Here is a 23694-nt window from a genome sequence, read left to right as displayed (position 1 = left end):
TAACGTGGGGTCGCAAGATTATAGAGAAGTTGAGGTCAAAGATCGACCCTTAAATGTGATTTGGGATGGGTTTTTCGGGGTTGCGTATTGTGCGGTCTGGTGCCCTCACCCCCAGCCCCTCTCCCACAGGGAGAGGGTAGCGTTTGTTAAGGTCTGGTGCCCTCACCCCCAGCCCCTCTCCCACAGGGAGAGGGTAGCGTTTGTTAAGGCCTGGTGCCCTCACCCACAGCCCCTCTCCCACGGGGAGAGGGTAGCATTTATGGCATATGCTCACGCTTAAGGTACTCTTCGCTCTGCATCTCTTGCAGGCGCGACAGGCAGCGCTGGAACTCAAACTTCAGGCGCTCGCCCTGATAGATCTCATATAAAGGCACCTCGGCACTGACTACCAGCTTGACGTGGCGCTCATAAAACTCGTCCACCAGCGCGATGAAGCGGCGCGCTTCGCTCTCCATGAGAGGGGTCATGACGGGCACATCCCATAACATAACGGTATGGAACAGTCGCGAAAGCGCAATGTAGTCATGCTGGCTGCGGGCGTCCACGCAGAGCGTTGCAAACGAGACGGCCAGCGTCTGGTTCTCTACGCCAAGCGTCGGCAACGGACGATGATTAATCTCCAGCGCTGGTGCGTTATCCCGCGGCGCCCCTGCCAGCGCCAGCCAGAGTTTATCCATCTCGCGGGATGTGTCGGCATTCAGCGGTGAAAGCCACAGGTGCGCCTGCGTCAGCGTGCGCAAACGATAGTCGACGCCAGCGTCGACATTCATGATGTCGCAGTGCTGCTTAATGGCATCTATGGCTGGCAGGAAACGCGCCCGCTGGAGACCGTTGCGATAAAGCTCATCCGGCGGGATATTTGAGGTCGCCACCAGGGTGATCCCACGCGCAAACAGCGCTTTCATCAGCCCCCCCAGCAGCATCGCGTCCGTAATATCGGAAACAAAGAATTCGTCGAAGCAGAGTACGTCCGTTTCCGCCTTGAAGCGGTCCGCCACGATTTCCAGCGGGTCGGTTTCGCCCTGGAGCGCCGTCAACTCCTCATGAACCCGCAGCATAAAACGGTGAAAGTGCAGACGCTGCTTACGCGTGCCGGGCAGGCTCTGGTAGAACATGTCCATCAGCCAGGTCTTACCCCGCCCAACGCCGCCCCACATATATAAGCCACGAACCGGTGCGTTTACCGTGGGCTCTTTTTTGCCCAGTAAACGGCCGAATGCCGCCTTCAGCCCACTGCTCTGCACCGCATCGGCGGGTTTCGCCAGAAGCTCCTGGTAAATCGTGTCCAGGCGGTTTACCGCTTCACGCTGGACATCATCCGGCTGGTGTGTGCCCTCACTCAGGGCGAGTTGGTAACGCGATGATGGGGACAGGTTTTGCATGATGTTATTGTTATTCCTTTAGTTAAACCTCATCAGCGCGCGTGGCTGATGAAAAAAAGGCCGTTCTACACTACGCGATGATACGTCAGGATTCCACTTCTGCGGAAATAGCGGTTATAGTGGCATAATCAGGCACAGGCAGGAGCCGAGCCAACACCCTACGGAACAACAAGACAACGGGAGAAGTTCATGACCTGGGAATATGCGCTAATCGGTTTAGTCGTCGGCATCATCATTGGTGCTGTGGCCATGCGTTTCGGTAACCGCAAATTGCGTCAGCAGCAGTCACTGCAATACGAACTGGAAAAGAACAAAGCCGAACTGGAAGAATACCGCGAAGAGCTGGTCAGCCACTTTGCCCGTAGCGCTGAGCTGCTGGACAACATGGCGACAGATTATCGCCAGCTCTACCAGCACATGGCGAAAAGCTCCAGCAGCCTGCTGCCGGAAATGACCGCGGAGAGCAACCCCTTCCGCAATCGTCTGGCGGACTCTGAGGCCGGTAACGATCAGGCACCGGTTCAGATGCCACGCGACTATTCAGACGGCGCGTCCGGCCTGCTGCGCGGTGGCGTAAAACGCGATTAATCGCACAACCTGAATAAATTTTACGGGCGCACCTTATGCGCCCGTCCTTTCTTCCCGTCCCCAGCTATTATTTAGTCAAACACCTCATTGTTCAGCGGTTGAAAATTCAATAACATCAAGATGTTTTTGGGGCCGTTCTTTTTCATTCCAGGATACGAGAGTCAGCATCGATGAAGAAAAAAAACCAGCTGTTGAGCGCCTTAGCGTTAAGTGTCGGGTTATCTCTCTCGGCGTCCTTCCCCGCCAGTGCGGCACTACCTTCGCAGGTGCCAGGACAAGAAGCCATTCCCAGCCTTGCGCCGATGCTTGAAAAAGTCCTGCCTGCGGTAGTCAGCGTTCAGGTGGAAGGGACGGCACGCCAAAGCCAGCGTATTCCCGAAGAGCTGAAGAAATATTTTGGCGAAGAGGCGCCGGATCAGCAGGCTCAGCCGTTTGAAGGCCTTGGTTCGGGCGTGATTATCGACGCGGCCAAAGGCTATATCCTGACCAATAACCACGTGATCAGCCAGGCTGATAAAATCAGCGTTCAGCTGAACGATGGCCGGGAGTTTGACGCCAAACTGATCGGCGGTGACGATCAGAGTGATATCGCCCTGCTACAGGCGCAAAACCCCAGCAACCTGACCCAGATCGCCATCGCCGATTCCGATAAGCTGCGCGTGGGTGATTTTGCCGTCGCGGTCGGTAATCCGTTCGGTTTAGGGCAGACCGCCACCTCCGGGATTGTCTCTGCCCTGGGGCGCAGCGGCCTGAATCTCGAAGGGCTGGAAAATTTCATCCAGACCGATGCCTCCATCAACCGGGGCAACTCCGGCGGTGCGCTGCTTAACCTGAACGGCGAACTGATCGGCATTAATACCGCTATCCTCGCACCAGGCGGCGGCAGCATCGGGATTGGTTTTGCCATTCCGAGTAACATGGCGAAAACCCTGTCTCAACAGCTGATACAGTTTGGCGAGGTTAAGCGCGGGCTGCTGGGCATTAAAGGCATGGAGATGAGCGCCGATATCGCCAAAGCCTTTAAGCTCAACGTCCAGCGCGGGGCGTTTGTCAGCGAAGTGCTGCCCAACTCAGGCTCTGCGAAAGCGGGCGTGAAATCCGGTGACGTTATTGTCAGCCTGAACGATAAACCGCTGAGCAGCTTCGCTGAATTACGTTCGCGTATTGCCACCACGGAGCCTGGCGCTAAAGTGAAGCTGGGCCTGATCCGCGAGGGCAAACCGCTGACCGTGGAAGTGACACTGGACAAGAGCACCTCCTCTTCCGCCAGTGCAGAACAGATCTCCCCGGCGCTACAGGGCGCAACGCTGAGCGACGGTCAGCTTAAAGACGGCACGAAAGGCATTTCTGTCACTGCCGTTGAGAAGAGCAGCCCGGCCGCGCAGGCAGGTTTACATCAGGACGACGTGATCGTGGGTGTGAACCGCACTCGCGTGCAGTCTATTGCCGAAATGCGCAAGGTGCTGGAGAGTAAACCGGCGGTCATTGCCCTGCAAATTATCCGTGGCAACGACACCCTCTACATTTTACTGCGTTAACCATTTGCGACTCCGGGCATCGCCGCTGCGTGTGATGTCCGGATAACTCATGTTATGCTGCAAACCGTTCCTTTTTTAACGACACACGCATCATGCTTTTAAAGCTCTTTCGTTCAATTGTCATTGGTTTGATCGTTGCCGGTCTGCTGCTGGTGGCTATGCCATCTTTACGCCAGTTCAACAAACTGTCGGCTCCTCAGTTCGACAGCACGGATGAAACGCCTGCAACGTACAATCAGGCGGTACGCCGTGCCGCCCCCGCCGTGGTTAACGTCTATAACCGCGGGCTTAACAGTTCCGCTCATAACCAGCTGGAGATCCGCACGCTCGGTTCCGGTGTGATCATGGATGACCGGGGTTACATCATCACCAATAAACACGTGATCAACGATGCCGACCAGATTATCGTCGCCTTGCAGGATGGCCGCGTGTTTGAAGCCCTGCTGGTGGGGTCGGACAGCCTGACCGATCTGGCGGTGCTGAAGATCAACGCCACGGGCGGTCTGCCGACTATCCCGATTAATCGCAAACGAACGCCGCATATCGGCGATGTGGTGCTGGCGATCGGTAACCCGTACAACCTGGGCCAGACCATCACTCAGGGGATCATCAGCGCGACAGGTCGAATTGGACTGAACCCGTCAGGGCGGCAGAACTTCCTGCAAACCGATGCCTCGATCAACCACGGTAACTCCGGCGGTGCGCTGGTGAACTCTCTGGGCGAACTGATGGGCATTAACACCCTCTCCTTCGACAAAAGCAACGATGGCGAAACACCGGAAGGGATTGGCTTTGCCATTCCGTTCCAGCTGGCGACCAAGATCATGGACAAGCTGATCCGCGATGGCCGCGTGATCCGTGGCTACATCGGTATTGGCGGGCGTGAAATCGCGCCGATGCATACGCAGGGCGGTGGTATCGATCAGATCCAGGGGATTGTGGTCAACGAAGTGGCACCTGGCGGCCCGGCGGCCAATGCAGGTATCCAGGTGAACGACGTTATTCTTTCCGTCAACGGCACGCCGGCGGTCTCTGCGCTTGAAACGATGGACCAGGTGGCGGAAATTCGACCGGGCTCTATCATCCCCGTAGAAGTCATGCGTAATGACAAGAAGCTCACGATTCAGGTCACCATCCAGGAATACCCGGCCACTAACTGACGGGCATAAAAAAACGGAGCTTAGCGCTCCGTTTTTTTTACCGGGACAAGATCACTTGTTAACGAACTCTTCGCCCAGCGTGATGTCTTTCTTCAGCGTATCCAGCATGCCTTCCATCGCGTTTTGCTCAAACGCGCTCAGCGTGCCGATAGACTTACGCTCTTCAACGCCGTTTTTACCCAGCAGCAGCGGCTGAGAGAAGAAGCGCGCGTGTTCACCATCGCCTTCTACGTAAGCGCATTCAACCACGTTTTTCTCGCCCTGCAGCGCGCGAACCAGAGACAGGCCGAAACGCGCCGCCGCCTGGCCCATAGACAGGGTTGCAGAACCGCCACCCGCCTTCGCTTCCACCACTTCGGTGCCTGCATTCTGAATACGTTTGGTCAGGTCAGCCACTTCCTGCTCGGTGAAGCTCACGCCCGGGATCTGCGACAGCAGAGGCAGGATGGTCACGCCAGAGTGTCCGCCGATAACCGGCACTTCCACTTCCGTTGGCTGCTTGCCTTTCAGCTCAGCCACGAAGGTATTGGAACGGATGATATCCAGCGTAGTTACGCCGAACAGTTTGTTCTTGTCGTAAACGCCCGCTTTCTTCAGCACTTCTGCTGCGATGGCAACGGTGGTGTTCACCGGGTTGGTGATGATACCGATGCACGCTTTCGGGCAGGTTTCAGCGATCTGCTGAACCAGGTTTTTCACGATGCCCGCGTTGACGTTGAACAGGTCTGAACGATCCATACCCGGTTTACGTGCAACACCCGCGGAGATCAGCACCACATCGGCACCCTGCAACGCAGGACGCGCATCTTCACCGGAGAAGCCTTTGATTTTCACAGCTGTCGGGATGTGGCTCAGGTCAACCGCCACACCTGGGGTTACCGGAGCAATATCGTACAGGGAGAGTTCTGAGCCTGAAGGCAGTTGGGTTTTCAGTAGTAGGGCAAGCGCCTGGCCGATACCACCAGCAGCGCCGAGGACTGCGACTTTCATCCTAAACTCCTTATTATGGTTAACTTAAGTATCTGTAACTCCGTTGCGGCGACCATAATTCAGCACGTCATTAATTACAATTTTCATCGCTAAAGAATTTGAGGTCGCACGTCTTTGACCTTCACCCGAATGCTATCAGGCGGTGGGCAACAACGAATTAAGAGGGGGTTACAATACACCCTGCCACGCCACCAAAACAACATCATTTTGATAACATTTAATTTACTTTTAAGCTTATTTGCGCGGCGTGACCCAGGCATGTTTTCTGATAACGAAATCTGATAAAATCTCTCCCTTTCATAACATTATTTCAGCCTGGTGCCAGGTAGATAATTTGCATAAAAATTCATCCACATGCATAATAATGTTGTTTCTATCGTCATATTCCGGGTGACTTATGCGAAGCTCGTCTAAGCAAGAAGAATTAGTGAAAGCGTTTAAAGCGCTACTCAAAGAAGAGAAATTCAGTTCTCAGGGAGAAATTGTTCAGGCGTTGCAGGAGCAAGGCTTCGACAACATCAACCAGTCGAAGGTCTCCCGCATGTTAACCAAGTTTGGTGCAGTGCGTACGCGCAACGCCAAAATGGAGATGGTTTATTGCCTGCCTGCTGAACTTGGCGTGCCAACGACCTCCAGCCCGCTGAAAAACCTGGTTCTGGACATTGACTATAACGATGCCGTGGTCGTGATCCACACCAGCCCGGGAGCAGCCCAGCTGATTGCCCGCCTGCTGGACTCGCTGGGTAAAGCAGAGGGGATCCTCGGGACCATCGCCGGTGATGACACCATTTTTACGACCCCGGCAAATGGTTTCTCGGTGAAAGACCTCTACGAAGCGATTCTGGTCCTGTTCGAACAGGAACTGTAATCTTCTGCCCCGTAGCGCCTGGCTGCGGGGATCATTCTGCGGCCGCCTCGTTTTACCCTGCTTTTCTCTGCCTGCTGCTTTTGCAAATAGTGCTTTTTACCGCCTGTTAACATTCATTCAGTGAATGATCTGCCGTAAAATCGCACTAAAAATCAAATCCGCCTATCCAATTGATTTACATAATAAAAAATCATAACACCTGCAGAGTAACGCCCTTTTTTATTCATTCCCGTTATAAAAAATGATGTTTTTAACACGTAATAACAGGCGAAACCATTAGTCTGGTATTAATTTTTTCCGTGATTAGTGTATACTTGATTTTGTGATGAGGGTCACAGAACAAAGACCCCAGTAAAATAATTGACGAGGTAAATAATCATGAAAATTAAAACCACTGTAGCTGCCCTGAGCGTACTGTCAGTCCTGTCATTCGGTGCGTTTGCAGCCGACACTATTAACGCCGAACAGGCACAATCCCGTCAGGCTATCGGGACCGTTTCTGTTGGTGCCATCGGTACTTCTCCGATGGACATGTACGAAATGCTGAACAAAAAAGCGGAAGAACAGGGTGCGTCATCTTATCGCATCATCGAAGCGCGCAGTGGCGACCACTGGCACGCTACCGCAGAACTGTACAAATAAACCCTCGTCGTATCTCATCATACGACTTGCCCCTGACCTCCCGGTCAGGGGCTTTTTTATCACTGGCGCACGTTGAAACGCAGTTGCCCTTCCAGCTCCTCCTCCGCTTCATCAAACAATAAAATCAATGCGCCAAAGCGTCTGCGCAGTTTTTCAGGCAGATGGGTAAATTCGATCTCCAGCGGTAACGGCAGCCTGTCGCCGGTAACCACATCCCACAGCATATCAAGATTGTTTACGCTGCCCCGCTCCAGGTCGAACGCCCGGATAAACTCGCGGTAGAAGTCTTCCTGACTATCAATTTCGTCAAAATCAAAGGTATAAATTTTCATTGCCAGCCACCCGGTACAGGCGGGCGGCAGATGCCGCCCTGTCTATTATAAGCCCCCGATATGCAGGGTTTTAACTTCCAGAAACTCCTCCAGCCCCAGCACGGACCCCTCGCGTCCCAGCCCGGACTCTTTTACGCCCCCAAACGGACCCAGCTCGGTCGAGACCGCACATTCATTAATTCCGATCATGCCGCTCTCAATGGCCTGTGAGACGCGGAACACGCGCGAGAGATTCCGGGTATAAAAGTAGGCCGCCAGCCCGTAAGGCGTATTGTTAGCGCGCATAACCACTTCGTCTTCCGACGTGAAGCGGAAGCAGGCGGCAACGGGACCAAAGGTCTCTTCTTCTGCCAGCTTCATGCCTTCATGGCAGTCACCGAGTACGGTTGGCATCCAGAAGTTGCCGCCAAGTTCGTGCGGTTTACCCCCAGCCAGCACCGTGGCCCCCTTCGCTACCGCATCTTCGACGTGCTCACGGACTTTCTCGACAGCCGAAGGCTCAATCAGCGGGCCGACAACGACGCCCTCGTCCAGACCGTTACCCACCTTCAGCGCCTTCACCGCATCGGCAAGCTGATTGACAAACTTGTCATAGACCGTCTCCTGAATATAGAAACGGTTTACGCTGACGCAGACCTGCCCGGCGTTACGGAATTTATTGGCGATGGCGCCTTTGACGGCGGCCTCAATATCCGCGTCCTCGAAAACGATATACGGCGCATTGCCGCCCAGCTCCATCGATACCTTTTTCATGGTCTCAGCGGAATTGCGAACCAGCGTTTTCCCGACGGCGGTTGACCCCGTAAACGAGATTTTGCGCACGTCATGGCTGGCCATAATGGCGTCACTAATTTCTGAGGTGCTCCCCGCGACCGCATTCAGCACACCATCCGGCACACCGGCCTGCTTCGCCAGCGTCAGCAGCGCAAAGGCGCTCAGCGGCGTGTTGTTTGCAGGCTTGATGACGCCGGTACATCCTGCTGCCAGCGCCGGGCCGAGCTTACGGGTGAGCATAGCCATCGGGAAATTCCATGGCGTGATAGCAGCAACCACCCCAACAGGTTCACGAGTGGCCAGAATACGGGAGCCGGGTTTAACCGGAGGAATGATTTCACCGTTAGCGCGCTTGGCCTGCTCCGCAAACCACTGAATAAAGCTGGCAGCGTAGTCCACCTCGCCCTCAGCCTCTTTCAGCGGCTTGCCCTGCTCGGTGGTCATCAGCCGCCCGAGCCAGCTTTTGTTCTCGATAATTAGTTCATACCAGCGATAGAGGATCGCGGAACGCTCTTTTGCCGTTTTTGCGCGCCATGCGGGAAAGGCTTTCGTCGCGGCCGCAATTGCCTCTTCGGTTTCGGCTTTCCCTGCTTTCGCCACTTTCGCAACCACCTCGCCCGTGGCCGGGTTTAGCACATCAAACGTGGTGTCGAGTGTTTTCCAGATACCGTTAACCAGATACCCGGTCTGAAAAAGAATACTGTCCTGAAGAGCCTGGGTTGTCATGTGTCCTCCCTTCCTGAATGTTTGAACCTGCAAGAATAAGTATAGCCACAAAAAAACCGACGCTTTTGGCGTCGGTTTTCTCTTCGTTAGCTGTCTGTCAGCGCATTCTGGTAGCGGTGCAGCATAAACACCAGCCGCTCTACCGGCTCGGTAACCTGCGGCGGGGCTTCCCAGACTCGCAGTTTCTCCTGGTAGATATCCAGCTCCTCCAGCAGTTGCTTAAAGTAGCGGCGACGTTTGTCATCACTGGATGCCGATATCACATGGTCCGCCGTTCGCCGTAGCTGGCGGTGGAAAGCGGACAAATCGTCGTTGATCGGCACTGGCGCGTTCCGCAGACGCTGGTGCGCGATAATCATGGTTAACGCCAGACGGAAGCGAGCGACATCGCCCGGGAATTTATTCAACAGCAGGAACAGTTGCTGGTAAAGGGCCGGAAGGTGGTTCTCCTTGCGCCGCGCGGTGTTGGTGGTCAAGGACGATACGGCGGCCGACACAAACTGATTGAGCAGCACGCGCCCTGTCCGCGCCTGAGAGTTATCCCGCACCAGCAGGATCACCATCATCGCCAGGAAACAGCCCACCAGCTGGCCTAATGCGCTATCCAGGAACTGACTGAAATGGAAGGTCATCGGGTTATCCAGCACGAGGATGTTAATCGTACTCGCCAGCGCACCTAACGATCCCAGACGGCGTTTTTGTACCTCAATCCCGATAAAGAACGCCATCACCGCCAGGCTGATACAGAGCAAAAGCATGCTTTGTTGCGTCGAGGGGATGATTACCAGGAAGTAGAGCGCGCCAATGGGTAACGCCGCAATGGTGCCGTACAGAAAATCAATAGCGACCATGCGCGGGTTGGGCAGACGCATCGCCAGCGCGGTAACGACGGCAATCATCACCATCGCGCCGCTGCCGGACGTCCAGCCGGTCCACAGCCAGAACAGCGTGCCGAGTATACAGGCCAGGGTGGTACGCCAGAAGTTAACCATCGCATGATGACGCTCGGCGGATTCCGGTTTGATCACCACTTCGCCCTGTAACACCTCTTCTTCCGCCGCACTGATTTTGGTGTTGCTAATCACGCCGCGTTTCAGAAGCAGGTAGCGCGTTGCGGCGCCAACCCAGGTATAAATGGTGACTGGCGTATCCCGTTCGCCCGTCCAGGCAATCACACGACGCATGCGTTTAAGCTGTCGATGCACGTCCTGCACTGTCTCCACAGGCTCATCAAACAGTTCGCGGAAGGTATCCGTTACCACTTCGGGGCGAGTGTTCTGAATCAGGTAGGTTTCACACGCCTGGGTGATCAGCGTTAACGAGACGGTATTGATCGCTTTCAGACGACGATTGGCACGCTCCCAGCGGGAAGACTCCATATTGAGATTACTGCGCATCCCTTCCAGCGCCTGCGTGCGGCGCACCAGCGCGCTCCAGGCCTTGTCGACCTCTTCGCTGTCGCCGTGCTTAATGCACAGCTGCATGAGCTGGTACTGGGCAACAATCAGCGCGTCCAGCTCACGATCGACTTCCTGCTTGATGGATCGCGGAGAGAAGAGCAGATCGGCGACAATCGCGCAGACGATACCAATGACAATCTCGCTGCAACGTTCCACGGCGAACTGCGGAGCAAGCAGCGGTTCACTCTGAATGGTGATGATAATAATCAGCGCGGTATATCCCGCCAGGCCCCAGGCGTACGAGTTCTCCACCTTCACCAGCGAAGAGACCCAGGTGCAAAAACCCGCCCAGATACAGCATACAATCAGCATCAGCAGCGGCGTGCGGATCATCAGGATGATAATGGTCAGGGCGGCGATACAGCCGATAAAGGTGCCGATAATACGCAGCATCCCGCGATAGCGAATTGCCCCGGAGTAAGGCTCGCCACCCGCCGCGAAGGCAGGGCCGGCGGCGACGATCGCGGCGGTCAGAACAGCCCAGCGCGGCGTTTCAAGCTGGAAATGGAAGCCAACAAACAGCGCCAGCACAATGGCGCATGCCAGCTTCACGGCGAAGCGGATGTGCTGGCTGGCGATGGAAAAAATGCCCATAGCGATCAACCAAACTCGCGCAGGCGATGGGCGATTTGACGGAAGATAGAATCCTGGCTGGCATCACGGTCTTTTTCACCGGTGATCACTACCGTCGCCGTGGTGCCTGCGGGCCAGAGGTTGCTCTGCTGCTCATCCAGACGAATGCGTACCGGTACGCGCTGCGCCAGACGAACCCACTCGAGGTTAGAATCGACGGTCGCCATCCCTTTTGAATCATTGGTACTGCTGGCGTTGGTCACCCCCGCGGCCACGCTGTCCACGGTTCCTTTCAGGACCCGGTTGCTGCCGAGCGGCGTGATTTCGGCGCGATAGCCCGGACGCACGCCTTCCAGCTTGGTCTCTTCCATATAGGCGAGGACGTAGAAAGAGTTCTGTTTCACCAGCGCCACGGCCGTAGAGCCGCGCGTGATAAACTCACCCGCATAGACGTTGAGGTTGGTTACCCAGCCATCGGACGGGGCGCGGATAACGGTACGTTCCAGATCGAGCTTCGCCAGATCGCGCGTCGCCTGCGCTTTTGCCAGCTGATGCAGCACGGTTTGCAGCACGTTATTGGACTGATCAATCTCTTCCCGGGACATGGCCTGGATGCCCAGCTTGTTACGACGTCCTGCTTCACGCCGTTTTTCAGCGGCCAGCGCGTTGTAATACGCTACGTCGGCTTCCGCTTCTTCCAGCGCTTTTTGATAGCGCGGCTGGTCGATAGTGAACAGTACCTGATCTTTTTTCACCAGCTGGTTATCGTGGACATTGACCGCCGTAATGAGACCGGCGACATCGGGCGCTATCGCGACCACCTCCGCGCTGAAACGCGCATCGCGCGTCCACGGGGATTCGGTGTAATAAACCCAGGCGCGAAAAATAGCGATGAACGCCAGGATGACCAGCGCCATAGTGATGGCAGTGCGGGAGATTTTTCTTGTTAGCGTTTTCACATCAACCTCAGACAAACATGCGCGATATTAAATAGAACAGGCAGCAATACAGCGCGGTATTAAACAATGCAGGATGCCAGACGAAATCATAAATCCCGGTAGGGACCAGCACCTTGCGCACCAGCCAGAAGATCGCCAGTGATAAAAGAAGCTCGAAAAATATCGGTGGGAACGACAGACCGAACACCACGATAACGGGAAACAGACTCATGTTGACCTTGATTAAAGAGATGCAGGTTACTGGATTATTAAGCTCACGCCGCCGCAGGAGAGCATGAATTGCCGGGCGAGAGTGGCGCAGCCGTTATGTAATTAATAATATATTAACGTAACTGTTATGCTGTTATCTATCATATGTGATCTAAATCACTTTTAAGCCAGAGTGAATAATGGAACGTCTAAAACGCATGTCCGTCTTTGCGAAAGTGGTTGAGCAAGGCTCTTTTACCGCCGCAGCACGTCAGCTACAAATGAGCGTCTCATCCATTAGCCAGACAGTGTCAAAACTGGAAGATGAGCTCCAGGTGAAGCTGCTCAACCGCAGCACCCGCAGCATTGGGCTGACGGAAGCGGGTAAAATTTACTATCAGGGCTGCCGTCGAATGCTGCATGAAGTGCAGGATGTTCACGAGCAGCTCTACGCCTTTAACAACACGCCTATCGGCACGCTGCGTATCGGGTGTTCTTCAACTATGGCACAAAATGTTCTCGCTGCCATGACGGCGGAAATGCTGAAAGAGTATCCCGGTTTAACCGTTAATCTGGTAACGGGTATTCCGGCACCGGATCTGATTGCCGATGGGTTAGACGTGGTGATCCGCGTTGGCGCATTGCAGGACTCGAGCCTGTTCTCGCGTCGACTGGGCAGCATGCCGATGGTGGTCTGCGCTTCGAAAAGCTATCTGGCACAGTATGGCGTACCGGAAAAACCTGCCGACCTGAGCAACCACTCGTGGCTGGAATACAGCGTTCGCCCAGATAACGAATTTGAACTGATCGCGCCAGAAGGGCTTTCCACCAAACTGCTGCCTGAAGGCCGCTTCGTGACCAACGATCCGATGACCATCTCACGCTGGCTGGTGGCCGGGGCCGGGATCGCCTACGTGCCGCTGATGTGGGTGATCAACGAGATCAACAGCGGCGAACTGGAGATCCTCTTCCCGCGCTACCAGTCGGATCCGCGCCCGGTGTACGCGCTCTATACCGAAAAGGACAAGCTACCGCTGAAGGTGCAGGTCTGTATTAACTATCTGACGGACTATTTTGTGGAAGTGGCAGAGCTGTTTCAGGGGATGCGGGGAAGAAGGAAAGAGTAGGCCTCCCCCCTCACCCCGGCCCTCTCCCCAAAGGGGCGAGGGAGAAAAGACGGCACGGAGCAGTCCCCTCTCCCCGTTGGGGAGAGGGTTAGGGTGAGGGGAAAATGAAAAAATTACGCCGTGCCGCCCACCGTCAGGTTATCGACCTTCAGGGTTGGCTGGCCCACGCCTACCGGCAGGCTCTGACCTTCTTTACCGCAGACGCCCACGCCGTTATCCAGCTTCAGGTCGTTACCCACCATGGAAATCTGCTGCATGGCCTCAATGCCAGAGCCAATCAGGGTTGCGCCCTTCACCGCTTTGGTCACTTTGCCCTTCTCAATCAGATACGCCTCTGAGGTAGAGAAGACAAATTTACCGGAGGTGATATCCACCTGGCCGCCGCCAAAGTTTGGCGCGAAGATACCGTAATCAACGGATTCGATAATCTCCTGCGGCGTGGATTTACCCGGCAGCATGTAGGTGTTGGTCATGCGCGGCATCGGCAGGTGCGCGTAGGATTCGCGACGACCGTTACCCGTTGGCGCAACGCCCATCAGACGCGCGTTAAGCTTGTCCTGCATGTAACCTTTCAGTACGCCATTTTCGATCAGCACGTTGTACTGGCCCGGCGTGCCTTCATCGTCGATAGAAATCGAGCCGCGACGGTCGAGCATGGTGCCATCATCCACCACGGTACACAGCTCGGAGGAGACAAGCTGCCCCATCTGACCGCTGAATACGGACGTCCCGCGACGGTTGAAATCCCCCTCCAGGCCGTGACCGACCGCTTCGTGCAGCAGCACGCCAGGCCAGCCTGCGCCCAGAACCACCGGCAGCGTACCGGCAGGTGCCGCCACGGCAGACAGGTTGACCAGCGCCATGCGCACGGCTTCTTTTGCCCACGCATCCGCGCGCGCTTCGCCGTCAACGTCGCCGAGGAACCAGTCGTAGCCAAAACGACCGCCGCCACCGCTTGAGCCGCGCTCGCGCTTGCCGTCGTCTTCCACCTGCACGCTGATAGAGAGGCGCACAAGCGGACGCACGTCAGCGGCCAGCGTACCGTCCGTCGCCGCCACCAGAATCAGCTCATAGACCCCGCTCAGACTGGCAGAGACTTCCTGCACGCGTTTGTCCGCCGCGCGAGCCACTTTGTCCACGCGACGCAGGATGTCCAGCTTCTCTTCGCGGCTCATGCTTTGCAGTGGGTCGATGCTGGTAAAAAGCGCAGCGTGCTGCACTTCACCCAGGGTTTTCACGCGACCGTCGCCGGTATCACGCACAATGGTTCGCGCCGCCTGCGCGCTCTGCTCCAGCGCGGCCAGGCTTATCTGGTCTGCATAAGCAAAACCGGTTTTTTCGCCGCTGACGGCGCGCACGCCGACGCCCTGGTCAATGTTATAAGAACCATCTTTAATGATGCTGTCTTCTAAAACCCAGGATTCGTGATAGCTCGACTGGAAATAGAGATCGCCGTAGTCGAGGCGGCGTTCGGTCAGTTGACCAAGAATGGAGAACAGGTCCTGATGGCTCAGGCCGTTCGCTGCGAGCAAATGTTCACTTACCAGGTTCAGACTCATCGTATTGCTACTCGTTCGTTGCCGCCAGTGGCGGTATAAAATCAATATTATTGAGAGTGAGGCAATTACCTGCCCACGTCAAATCATTGCTGTGCTTCTTTGCGCGGCTGGCGCAGCACTTCATTAATCTGCGGTTTATCGATTGGGCCCGTAATGCGGTAACGCAGAATCGAGACTTTGCTCCAGAGCGGCCCCAGCACTTTGCTGGCGGCAAATACCGCCGCGCCAATTATCGGATTGACCACAAAAGCGGTAGCGACACCCACTGTAGCGGAGATTTCCGGGGCAACAACCGCTTCCATATCCAGCTCCCGGCGCACGAGGTTCACTGATCCTTTCATGGCGATGTCCGCTTCCAGGCCGTCCAGCAGCGTATCATCGGTATGCATCACGCCGTCCTTGATCCAGGCCGTTCCGCGAATGGAGTCATAATAGAAACCGTCGTTGAAGGTATCGCTGAAATCGAAGCGCAGCTTGCGCAGCAGCGCGTCAAAGCTCAGCAGGCGCAGTATTTGCCCTGCATGACCGGTGCTAACATCGGCAATTTGTCCCTTACCAAAACGGGTTCTGAGGATACCGTTCAGCGAGGCAACGTCCGGCTGCCACGGTGCCGCGCGCCAGTGCAGATCGTAATTCACATCGAAGGACGATCCGCGAAGCGGCGTGCTGATCCCAAAGAAGTTAGCCGCTGCGTCCAGCTTGTTGCCTTTAATATCGCCCTTCAGCGAGGTGCGCTGTTCACCCGGTTTGTTCACCCACTCGCCAGCGGCGGTCATGCGGCCAAAGCCGGTATCCACCAGCCCACCAGAGAGGCTCAGCGTATTGCCCTGAATAGCAAAATCACCGTCGATACGGCCATATTTTTGTCCCCACAGCCAGCACTCCGCGCAGCGCAGCTGGAGATCGGGCCAGTTGCTGAAATCCACGCGCGACGTTCCACTGCTGCTGAAAGGAGACGTACTTGTCGACTGTGTTTTAGACGCCGTAAAGGTCGGGTTGTAATAGAGATAACGGATAGCCGCCTGCCATGGCGCGTTATCGCGCATCGTCAACGAACCGTTAATTTCACGCCCCTGCGCCTCGACCTTTGAGCCGTTCACCGTCGGCCGGGAGACAATACTCAGGTTGTTCCACTGCTGCCCACCCAGCGTCAGCGCAGGCGTGCGCAAGGTAATGGACTGCGGGAACTGCGCCGTTTGATCGACGTTTTGCCCGACACCTTTCTGAAACAGTGCCAGCCACTCTGCGCCATCCATCGGCGGGAGATTCAGTTCAATGCCCGCCTGCTCCGGCAGCGGCGGCGTGGTACGGCTGTCCGTCGTCCAGATCGCCCTGTCCAGCGTCAGCTTGCGGTTAAGCAGCCAGCGGCTGTTGAAGTGGTTTGTTCCGCCAGCGTTTCCGGTTAAATCGAAGCTGTTGAGGTTGCCCGCAACCTTTACGTTGACGGGCAGTGCTTCACCGCTTTTCTTGTTCAGCGGTGCGGGAAGCTGGCTACTGAGGTTTTTTAGATCGCCCGTAATGTCGACGTTATAGCGCGCACCGGCATGATAAGGCAGGTCGATGGCGACCTTGCCATTCCATGACACCGCGCCGTCCACCGCATTCTCAATCGGCTTCGGCAGAACATCCATGCGTGACGGCTGCCAGTTCGCGTCCATATTGACCGCCACCTGGTAGGCTTTATCGCCCTCGGTGGTGGAGAAATCGATATTGACGGGTTGATTGAACCAGGTCGCTTTCAGCGGCTTACTTTTCAGATTGCCGTTAACAAAGCTGAACTGACCGCTAAGGTTTTTCAGCGTGCTGTCCAGCGGCTTGATATAGAGGCTGTTATTGTTCAGACGAACGTCGCCTTTGGCGGTGGTCATTTCACCGTCGAGCGGGATATCCAGATGTAAGCGAGCATTCACATCACCATCTAACTGCAACTGCTGGAGAGTGGCCGCCAGGGAGTCATCCAGCGGCGTATCTTCAAAATATGGGCCAACCGCTTTACCCGGCCCATTAATATCCGCATCAATCAGCAGTTTCTCTTTGGAGTAATCCGGGATGTTTGCCGTCAGGTTGCTTGCCGTTACGCCGCCCAGCGCAACGCTGTCCGTCTTCATCCACAAGCCGTCATTCAGGAAGTTGAGTTCGATATTCAGATTCTTCAGCGCGGGCCAGTCCGGCTGGAAGGCATAGGTGGCGTTGCGTAGCGGCACCAGAACCTGGAACTGGCCTTCGTTATGCTTATACGGGAACAGGTGCGGATTGCCGCCGTAGACCAGCGTGGCGTTATCCGCCTGACCGCCCTGAATGGCGCCGCTGAGATAGTCTACCAGCGCTTTCCCCATCAGGTTTTCCGGGAAGTAGCGCCACGCCTGCGAACCATCATCCGTGCTGATGCCCGCCAGAATGCCCAGCCACGGCTCAGCGCCTTCAGGCTGTAGATAACGGAAATTACCGCGGGCATGTACCGCTTTGGCTTTTACATCAATATCGCGACCATCGAGCTGAAAACCTTTGTCATTCTTCAGCCAGTTGAGGGTGGCGTTTCCCTTTTCGATCTCCAGTGGCGCACGGAAGACCGTTTCGTACGGCATTTTTGCTTCCTGCATTTCTGCCGTCAGCCTGCCGTTTTCCACGCTTCCTTCCAGTTTACCGCTGAAGTGCTCGGCACCCGGCAGCAGCTTCCACTGTTTCCATGCGAGATTTTTCCATGCCGCCTGAAAACGCGTCTTTTCCGTGGCCTGGAGCGGAATATCCAGCGCCAGCCGGTTTATCTGCCCGCTCGGTTGCGTCGCCAGCCAGATTTCGCCCAGCTCCGGGGAGAGTTTTGCGGCCATTGAACGCAGCCCTTCGATCGCCGTCAGATCCAGGTTACTGGCGCGGATACGCAGCTCATCGCTGCGTTTACCGTTTATCCCGCCGACGTCCTGCTCCGGCATCCACGCCAGCGTCAGCGCGCCGCGCGGCCAGGGTTTGTTATCCATGGAGATGCGCGTATCCGGAATAGCGAACTGCCAGCCGCCTTTATCCTGCGTCACGTGTGCGGTGAGGTTATCGACGGAAAGCTGATGCTGATGGTTTTCCCCCTTCCAGCTCGCGCCCCCCTGCTTAAGCCAGATATCGCCGCTGGCGAATGCCCCGTTCGTCAGGGTCATCCAGCCTTCCAGGCTGAAGCGCGCGGTTTCCAGCTGCATGTTCTGCTGTAGCCACTCACCCAGCCACGGCTTCACGTCCACGTCGTCCGCCTGTAGCCACACCCTGCCGTTGTTCAGCAGGCCATTGTCGTCGCGCAGATCCATCCGCACCTGCATAACGCCGTGCTGCCCGTTCAGGCTGGAGAGATTCACCTGCCCCTCGGCGCGGTGGCGATCTTTCCCGTTTAGCCAGGTCAGCTGTGGGATCGCCAGCTCAGCGCGCTGTCCGGAAAGGGTTATAAAGCTCACTTCGCTGTCGCGGAGATCGAAATGATCGAACTGACGCAGGAAGAGATCGCTGATACGGCTGGTTTCCAGCCCACGATCGCTGTCGCCGCTTTGCAGCGGCGTGTTGGTCATAAGCTGAAGTTGCCAGAAGGTGAGATCGCGAAACTGCCAGCGCAGATGCAGCAGGCTTTGCCAGACATCCAGCGCCAGGGTGACGCGTTTGATTTTAAGATGGCCGCCATCTTTCAGGATGGCGCTGATATCCCGCGCATCAAGCGTCGGGCCAAAGTTCTGCCAGCTTGCCTCGATATGGCTCACGTCCACCGGCAGACCGGTGGCAGATTCGATTTTTGCCAGGATCTGCGGCCGCCAGCTGTCCAGATGCGGCAAGGCGAGACGCAGCCCGCTCACGAGCAACGCGACAATCACGACCAGCGTTGCCCCTGTAAGCAGTAAAATCCCCGGCAATCGCCTCACGCGTCTCTCCTTGTCAGCCTTAAATCTCGCAGCGAACTGCGTTTACATCATGACGACGTCAAACTGCTCCTGGTTATAGAGCGGCTCAATTTGCACTTTTACCTGTTTGCCGACAAAGATTTCCACTTCCGCCAGCGCGTGCGACTCTTCCCCTTTCAGGGCCTCTGCCACCGCAGGGGAAGCATAGACCAGAAAACGGTCTGAGTCGTAGGCATGATGGACACGGACAATCTCACGCATGATCTCGTAGCAGACCGTCTCCACCGTCTTTACCGTTCCGCGTCCATGGCAGGTTGGACACTCATTACACAGGACATGTTCCACGCTTTCGCGGGTCCGTTTCCGGGTCATTTCCACCAGACCGAGCTGCGAGAAGCCATTGATGCTGGTTTTCACGCGATCTTTACTCAGCGCCTGCTCCAGGGAGTGCAGCACGCGACGGCGGTGGTCTTCATTATTCATATCGATAAAGTCGATGATGATAATACCGCCCAGATTACGCAGGCGAAGCTGGCGTGCGATGGCCTGCGTCGCTTCTATATTGGTATTAAAGATGGTGTCATCGAGGTTGCGATGGCCGACAAACGCGCCGGTGTTGATGTCGACGGTGGTCATCGCTTCGGTCTGATCAATAATCAGATAGCCACCCGATTTCAGCTCAACCTTACGCTCCAGCGCACGCTGGATTTCGTTTTCAACGTCATAGAGATCAAATATCGGCTGGCGTCCGGTGTAATGCTCCAGCAGCCCCGGCATTTCCGGGATGTACTCGGCGGTGAACTCCAGTAAGGCTTCGTACGTCAGACGGGAGTCCACGCGGATTCGGTCGAGCTGCGCATCGGCGAAATCACGTAATACGCGCTGAGCGAGCGCCAGCTCACCGTACAGCCGGTAGCGGGTCTGGTTGCGTTTTTTACGCTCCATCACTTTGGTCCAGACGCGCTTCAGATAGGCCGCATCCGAGGCCAGGTCTTCTTCGCTGATCCCTTCCGCTGCGGTACGGATAATAAACCCGCCCTGCTCGTCGCAGTAGGCGCTGACCACCTTTTTCAGGCGTTCACGCTCGCTTTCGCTCTCAATACGCTGTGACACGCCGACGTGCGACGCCCCCGGCATAAAGACCAGATAACGTGAAGGAAGGGTGATGTCGGTGGTCAGACGCGCGCCTTTGGTGCCCAGCGGATCTTTTACCACCTGCACCATCAGATCCTGGCCCTGACGCACCAGCTCAGAGATGTCGCGCACGGCAAACTGTTTTTGCTCTTCGCCTGCCACGCATTCGGTATGCGGCATGATGTCGGAGGCGTGCAAAAACGCCGCTTTATCGAGCCCAATATCTACAAAAGCCGCCTGCATACCCGGCAGTACACGACTGACACGACCTTTGTAGATATTGCCTACGATTCCGCGCCGCGCTTCACGCTCAATATGAATTTCCTGAAGAATGCCACCATCAATGTAGGCCACACGGGTTTCCGATGGCGTTACGTTTACCAACAATTCAGCCGTCATAATTATCCCTTCCCTCACGCAGTGAGTTAAAATTGCTCAGCAACTCATACGTTTCCACCAGCGGTAAGCCGACTACGGCGTGATAGCTGCCATTTATCTTCCTGACAAAACAGCCACCCAACCCTTGAATACCGTATGCACCTGCTTTATCCATAGGTTCACCGCTGGCGATATAGCCGGCGATCTCCTCGTCGGTGAGGACTCTGAACGTCACTTCCGTTACCACAAGGCAATCCAGAACGTACTGGCTGTCTGCCAGCGCTACCGCCGTCATCACCTGATGGGTTTGTCCGGACATGTTACGCAGCATCCGCGCAGCATGGTCTGCGTCGCGGGGTTTCTCAAGCACCTCACCATTGAGGATGACGATGGTATCGGCCCCCAGCACCGGTAAGTCACGCGGCACGCATGCAACGCCCGCCTGCGCTTTTTCACGCGCCAGACGGGAGACATACTGCTGAGCGCTTTCGCCCTCAGCACGTTTTTCTTCGATACCGGTAACGATGCGTTCGAAGGATACACCCAACTGCGCGAGCAGTTCCTGGCGACGCGGAGAACCGGAGGCAAGATACAAAGACGTCATAGAAACCTTTTATTGCACGGCAAACTGCTGGCGAATTTTACGCATCAGCAGGAACAGCCACGGCCAGAGCACACCGTTTACTACACTACTCCAGAACACTTCCGGTCGGAAAGAGACGTTGATCACTAAAAACTCTGCCCAGAAAACAACGATATCCGCAGCGAGCGACAACAACATCACCACCAGCGCCTGTTGCCAGAGCGCAAGGTTACGAAAGAGCTGGAATTTGAGTGCAACGAGATACGCAATAATGCTCATGGATAAGGCGCGGACGCCAAGCGTAGAGCCACTGATAAGATCCAGTATGGCACCCATCACAAAACCTGTGCCGACATTTACGCGGTGCGGCAGGGCAAGGATCCAGTAGAGCAAAATGAGTAATACCCAGTTTGGCCGGAAAACAAGAATGTCGTCCGGCCAGGGCATAATTTGCAGCAACAATGCAACGAGGAATGAGAGCCAGATTACCCAGCGCCCCTGGCTACGATAACTGGCCACTACTGCCCTCCACCCGAGACTTGCGGCGGTGGCGGCGCATCCGGTAGCGGCTGCGTTAACCCCGTCGCCGGAGCCGGTACGGGCGCAGGTGGCCCCATTGCATCCGGCGCAGGCAGCACCTGCGGCATCATCTGCATCAGGCGCTCATTGGCCACGCGATGCACATCTTCCGGCGTCATCGGGTTAGCGCCGTTGCGATCGGCGCCCCATAGCAGCAGCAGGTAGCGTAAACGCTGCAAGCCAGCCGTTGGACGCGCCTGGATCACGGTGTAGGCACGTTGAGTGTCGAGCTTCACGGAAGAGACAACCGCAACCGGGTAGCCTTCAGGGAAACGACCGCCCAGACCAGACGTCACCAGCACGTCACCCACGCGGATATCCGTGTTGGCGGGCAGGTGTTCCAGTTGCAGATCGTCGGTACAACCATTACCGGCGGCAATTACGCGAATATCGTTACGCAGCACCTGAATCGGCAGTGCATGGGTGGCATCGCAAATCAGCAGCACACGGCTGGTCAGTTTGGCAACCGCCACGACCTGGCCCACAACGCCTTTATCGCTGATGACAGGCTGACCTTCGTATACGCCGTTCACGCTGCCTTTATCAATCACCACCTGATCGCTGTATGGATCGTTTACGGTGGAGATCACCTGGGTGACCATTTTCTGTTCATCCTGGCGCAGCGGCGAGCCAAGCAGTTCCCGCAGACGCGCGTTTTCCTGCTTATATTGCCCCAGCATCAGTAGCTCGCTGTTTTTCAGCAGCAGTTCCTGGCGTAATGCACGGTTTTCGAGTTCGAGCTGGTCACGCGATGAAAGCGTTTGCGACACGGAGTCGAGCAGTTCACGGGGACCATTTGAAATAAAGTAGAAAGGACTGACGGCGGTATCCATGTACGTTCGGATCTGGCTGAACGTACCGAGGCGGCTATCGGCAATAATGACCCCGAGCGCCACCAGAACCGCCAGGATCAGGCGAAACTGTAGCGACGGGCCACGGCTAAAAATTGGCTTCATAGGCTATGCGTATTCTCGCGTCAGAGAGAAAGGGTAGCCATTTGCTACCCTCTCACACCCGACTACTCTTCGCTAAACAAGTCGCCGCCGTGCATGTCGATCATTTCCAGCGCCTTGCCACCACCACGGGCGACGCAAGTCAGTGGATCTTCTGCAACTACGACAGGAATACCTGTCTCTTCCATTAACAGGCGGTCGAGGTTACGCAGCAGCGCACCACCACCGGTCAGAACCATACCGCGCTCGGAGATATCGGAGGCCAGCTCTGGCGGGCACTGTTCCAGCGCTACCATCACCGCGCTCACGATGCCGGTCAGCGGCTCCTGCAACGCTTCCAGGATTTCGTTGGAGTTCAGGGTGAATCCGCGTGGCACGCCTTCTGCCAGGTTACGACCGCGAACTTCGATCTCGCGAACTTCATCACCCGGATAGGCAGAACCGATTTCATGCTTGATGCGCTCTGCGGTCGCTTCACCGATCAGAGAGCCGTAGTTACGGCGAACGTAATTAATGATGGCTTCGTCGAAACGGTCGCCGCCGATACGCACGGAAGAGGAGTACACCACGCCGTTCAGGGAGATAACGGCCACTTCAGTGGTACCGCCACCGATATCCACCACCATAGAACCGGTTGCTTCAGAAACCGGCAGACCCGCACCAATTGCCGCAGCCATCGGTTCTTCAATCAGGAACACTTCACGCGCACCGGCACCCTGAGCGGATTCACGGATTGCACGGCGTTCAACCTGGGTTGCGCCAACCGGCACACACACCAGTACGCGCGGGCTTGGGCGCATGAAGCTGTTGCTGTGAACCTGCTTGATGAAGTGCTGAAGCATTTTTTCGGTCACGAAGAAGTCAGCAATAACGCCATCTTTCATTGGGCGGATCGCGGCAATGTTGCCCGGCGTACGGCCCAGCATCTGCTTCGCATCATGGCCTACTGCGGCCACGCTTTTTGGCGAGCCAGCACGATCCTGACGAATGGCCACAACGGAAGGCTCATTCAATACGATGCCTTGTCCTTTTACATAGATAAGGGTATTCGCGGTACCCAGGTCAATGGACAGGTCATTGGAAAACATGCCACGAAATTTTTTCAACATACTAAGGGATAATCCTGAAAGCTGGGGCGGAAAACAAAATCCGCTTACTTTACCAACCACACGCAGCAGCGACAAGGCGCAAAAATCGTCTGCTACGGTGAAAATTAGTGCAGCACGTTTCCTTTGTTACAAATTCATCCCCTGAATCCCTCAGGGCTGAGTAAACAGCAGCGTCCCTCACTTTCACTTGTAACCTATAAAAGGTCGTTCACTGGCTTTTAT

The 23694-nt window shown here is 55.9% G+C and carries 20 protein-coding genes; 6 read left to right on the top strand and 14 right to left on the bottom strand.

From position 1 onward, the window contains the following. Positions 1-257: 257 nt before the first annotated feature. The gene (gene zapE / locus CKK19_RS12510) at positions 258-1382 is read right to left on the bottom strand and encodes a cell division protein ZapE (RefSeq protein WP_063150258.1); all 1125 of its coding nucleotides are present in this window, start codon (positions 1380-1382) and stop codon (positions 258-260) included. A 189-nt stretch (positions 1383-1571) separates the two neighbouring features. Here zapE and zapG point away from each other — a divergent pair, with 189 nt between their 5' ends. From zapG to degS, 3 genes are all read left to right on the top strand, one after another. Beyond that, positions 1572-1970 carry a Z-ring associated protein ZapG gene (zapG, locus tag CKK19_RS12505; protein WP_022649554.1) on the top strand — a complete coding sequence of 133 codons (399 nt, stop codon included), beginning with the start codon at positions 1572-1574 and terminating at the stop codon, positions 1968-1970. A gap of 170 nt (positions 1971-2140) precedes the next feature. Further along, on the top strand, positions 2141-3508 hold the full coding sequence (gene degQ, locus CKK19_RS12500; RefSeq protein ID WP_063853586.1) for a serine endoprotease DegQ: 1368 nt from the start codon (positions 2141-2143) through the stop codon (positions 3506-3508). A 92-nt stretch (positions 3509-3600) separates the two neighbouring features. Continuing rightward, positions 3601-4668 carry an outer membrane-stress sensor serine endopeptidase DegS gene (degS, locus tag CKK19_RS12495; protein WP_003860430.1) on the top strand — a complete coding sequence of 356 codons (1068 nt, stop codon included), beginning with the start codon at positions 3601-3603 and terminating at the stop codon, positions 4666-4668. 51 nt (positions 4669-4719) lie between these two features. Here degS and mdh read toward each other — a convergent pair whose 3' ends face one another. Then, complete coding sequence (gene mdh, locus CKK19_RS12490) at positions 4720-5658, bottom strand: malate dehydrogenase (RefSeq protein ID WP_023298737.1); 939 nt, start codon at positions 5656-5658, stop codon at positions 4720-4722. A gap of 397 nt (positions 5659-6055) precedes the next feature. On the opposite strand from mdh, the gene argR reads away from it, so the two are divergent. Then, complete coding sequence (argR, locus tag CKK19_RS12485) at positions 6056-6526, top strand: transcriptional regulator ArgR (protein ID WP_003860428.1); 471 nt, start codon at positions 6056-6058, stop codon at positions 6524-6526. Positions 6527-6904: 378 nt separating this feature from the next. Beyond that, positions 6905-7168, top strand: a complete 264-nt coding sequence (yhcN, locus tag CKK19_RS12480; protein WP_063853585.1) for a peroxide/acid stress response protein YhcN — start codon at positions 6905-6907, stop codon at positions 7166-7168. 59 nt (positions 7169-7227) lie between these two features. Here the strand turns inward: yhcN and CKK19_RS12475 are convergent, their stop codons facing one another. The 5 genes from CKK19_RS12475 to aaeX all read right to left on the bottom strand — a co-directional run bounded on the left by CKK19_RS12475 (position 7228) and on the right by aaeX (position 12203). Beyond that, positions 7228-7500, bottom strand: coding sequence for a barstar family protein (locus tag CKK19_RS12475; protein ID WP_022649557.1), 273 nt, complete (start codon positions 7498-7500; stop codon positions 7228-7230). Positions 7501-7545: 45 nt separating this feature from the next. Further along, on the bottom strand, positions 7546-9000 hold the full coding sequence (locus CKK19_RS12470; RefSeq protein WP_063853584.1) for an NAD-dependent succinate-semialdehyde dehydrogenase: 1455 nt from the start codon (positions 8998-9000) through the stop codon (positions 7546-7548). An 86-nt stretch (positions 9001-9086) separates the two neighbouring features. After that, positions 9087-11054, bottom strand: a complete 1968-nt coding sequence (aaeB, locus tag CKK19_RS12465) for a p-hydroxybenzoic acid efflux pump subunit AaeB (RefSeq protein ID WP_063853583.1) — start codon at positions 11052-11054, stop codon at positions 9087-9089. Positions 11055-11059: 5 nt separating this feature from the next. Continuing rightward, positions 11060-11992: a p-hydroxybenzoic acid efflux pump subunit AaeA gene (aaeA, locus tag CKK19_RS12460; protein ID WP_023298740.1), complete on the bottom strand. Its 933-nt coding sequence runs from the start codon at positions 11990-11992 to the stop codon at positions 11060-11062. A 7-nt stretch (positions 11993-11999) separates the two neighbouring features. Beyond that, positions 12000-12203 (bottom strand): p-hydroxybenzoic acid efflux pump operon protein AaeX, encoded by a 204-nt coding sequence (aaeX, locus tag CKK19_RS12455; protein ID WP_003860416.1) that lies wholly within the window; start codon positions 12201-12203, stop codon positions 12000-12002. Positions 12204-12381: 178 nt separating this feature from the next. Between aaeX and aaeR the strand changes: the two genes are divergently transcribed. Continuing rightward, a complete protein-coding gene (gene aaeR / locus CKK19_RS12450; RefSeq protein WP_022649561.1) occupies positions 12382-13308 on the top strand; it encodes an HTH-type transcriptional activator AaeR in 927 nt (308 codons plus the stop codon). Positions 13309-13421: 113 nt separating this feature from the next. On the opposite strand, the gene tldD is transcribed toward aaeR, so the two are convergent. The 7 genes from tldD to mreB all read right to left on the bottom strand — a co-directional run bounded on the left by tldD (position 13422) and on the right by mreB (position 23472). Further along, positions 13422-14867: a metalloprotease TldD gene (tldD, locus tag CKK19_RS12445; RefSeq protein WP_225455148.1), complete on the bottom strand. Its 1446-nt coding sequence runs from the start codon at positions 14865-14867 to the stop codon at positions 13422-13424. 83 nt (positions 14868-14950) lie between these two features. Continuing rightward, the gene (gene yhdP, locus CKK19_RS12440) at positions 14951-18757 is read right to left on the bottom strand and encodes an AsmA2 domain-containing protein YhdP (RefSeq protein WP_063853582.1); all 3807 of its coding nucleotides are present in this window, start codon (positions 18755-18757) and stop codon (positions 14951-14953) included. 42 nt (positions 18758-18799) lie between these two features. Continuing rightward, a complete protein-coding gene (gene rng, locus CKK19_RS12435) occupies positions 18800-20269 on the bottom strand; it encodes a ribonuclease G (protein WP_003860405.1) in 1470 nt (489 codons plus the stop codon). Then, positions 20259-20852 carry a Maf family protein gene (locus CKK19_RS12430; protein WP_003860403.1) on the bottom strand — a complete coding sequence of 198 codons (594 nt, stop codon included), beginning with the start codon at positions 20850-20852 and terminating at the stop codon, positions 20259-20261. The genes rng and CKK19_RS12430 overlap by 11 nt, the downstream gene beginning before the upstream one ends. Positions 20853-20861: 9 nt before the next feature. After that, positions 20862-21350 (bottom strand): rod shape-determining protein MreD, encoded by a 489-nt coding sequence (gene mreD, locus CKK19_RS12425; protein ID WP_003860402.1) that lies wholly within the window; start codon positions 21348-21350, stop codon positions 20862-20864. Next, positions 21350-22366 (bottom strand): rod shape-determining protein MreC, encoded by a 1017-nt coding sequence (gene mreC, locus CKK19_RS12420; RefSeq protein WP_003860400.1) that lies wholly within the window; start codon positions 22364-22366, stop codon positions 21350-21352. Before mreC ends, mreD begins: the two co-directional genes overlap by 1 nt. A gap of 62 nt (positions 22367-22428) precedes the next feature. Beyond that, a complete protein-coding gene (gene mreB, locus CKK19_RS12415; RefSeq protein ID WP_000913396.1) occupies positions 22429-23472 on the bottom strand; it encodes a rod shape-determining protein MreB in 1044 nt (347 codons plus the stop codon). Between the last annotated feature and the right edge of the window lie 222 nt (positions 23473-23694).

The organism is Enterobacter sp. CCUG 70166, from assembly GCF_020224095.1.
Classification (GTDB): domain Bacteria; phylum Pseudomonadota; class Gammaproteobacteria; order Enterobacterales; family Enterobacteriaceae; genus Enterobacter; species Enterobacter intestinihominis.
Note: the sequence above shows the minus strand (reverse complement) of the source record. Positions and strands in the feature narration are given on the sequence as shown.

Excerpts from the sequence above, each read along its gene's own strand:
- rng (WP_003860405.1), bottom strand. The coding sequence starts at position 20,269 with ATGACGGCTGAATTGTTGGTAAACGTAACGCCATCGGAAACCCGTGTG.
- degS (WP_003860430.1), top strand. The coding sequence starts at position 3,601 with ATGCTTTTAAAGCTCTTTCGTTCAATTGTCATTGGTTTGATCGTTGCC.
- aaeR (WP_022649561.1), top strand. The coding sequence starts at position 12,382 with ATGGAACGTCTAAAACGCATGTCCGTCTTTGCGAAAGTGGTTGAGCAA.
- tldD (WP_225455148.1), bottom strand. The coding sequence starts at position 14,867 with ATGAGTCTGAACCTGGTAAGTGAACATTTGCTCGCAGCGAACGGCCTG.
- mreC (WP_003860400.1), bottom strand. The coding sequence starts at position 22,366 with ATGAAGCCAATTTTTAGCCGTGGCCCGTCGCTACAGTTTCGCCTGATC.
- aaeB (WP_063853583.1), bottom strand. The coding sequence starts at position 11,054 with ATGGGCATTTTTTCCATCGCCAGCCAGCACATCCGCTTCGCCGTGAAG.
- argR (WP_003860428.1), top strand. The coding sequence starts at position 6,056 with ATGCGAAGCTCGTCTAAGCAAGAAGAATTAGTGAAAGCGTTTAAAGCG.
- CKK19_RS12430 (WP_003860403.1), bottom strand. The coding sequence starts at position 20,852 with ATGACGTCTTTGTATCTTGCCTCCGGTTCTCCGCGTCGCCAGGAACTG.
- zapE (WP_063150258.1), bottom strand. The coding sequence starts at position 1,382 with ATGCAAAACCTGTCCCCATCATCGCGTTACCAACTCGCCCTGAGTGAG.
- degQ (WP_063853586.1), top strand. The coding sequence starts at position 2,141 with ATGAAGAAAAAAAACCAGCTGTTGAGCGCCTTAGCGTTAAGTGTCGGG.
- CKK19_RS12475 (WP_022649557.1), bottom strand. The coding sequence starts at position 7,500 with ATGAAAATTTATACCTTTGATTTTGACGAAATTGATAGTCAGGAAGAC.
- CKK19_RS12470 (WP_063853584.1), bottom strand. The coding sequence starts at position 9,000 with ATGACAACCCAGGCTCTTCAGGACAGTATTCTTTTTCAGACCGGGTAT.
- zapG (WP_022649554.1), top strand. The coding sequence starts at position 1,572 with ATGACCTGGGAATATGCGCTAATCGGTTTAGTCGTCGGCATCATCATT.
- yhcN (WP_063853585.1), top strand. The coding sequence starts at position 6,905 with ATGAAAATTAAAACCACTGTAGCTGCCCTGAGCGTACTGTCAGTCCTG.
- mreB (WP_000913396.1), bottom strand. The coding sequence starts at position 23,472 with ATGTTGAAAAAATTTCGTGGCATGTTTTCCAATGACCTGTCCATTGAC.
- mdh (WP_023298737.1), bottom strand. The coding sequence starts at position 5,658 with ATGAAAGTCGCAGTCCTCGGCGCTGCTGGTGGTATCGGCCAGGCGCTT.
- aaeX (WP_003860416.1), bottom strand. The coding sequence starts at position 12,203 with ATGAGTCTGTTTCCCGTTATCGTGGTGTTCGGTCTGTCGTTCCCACCG.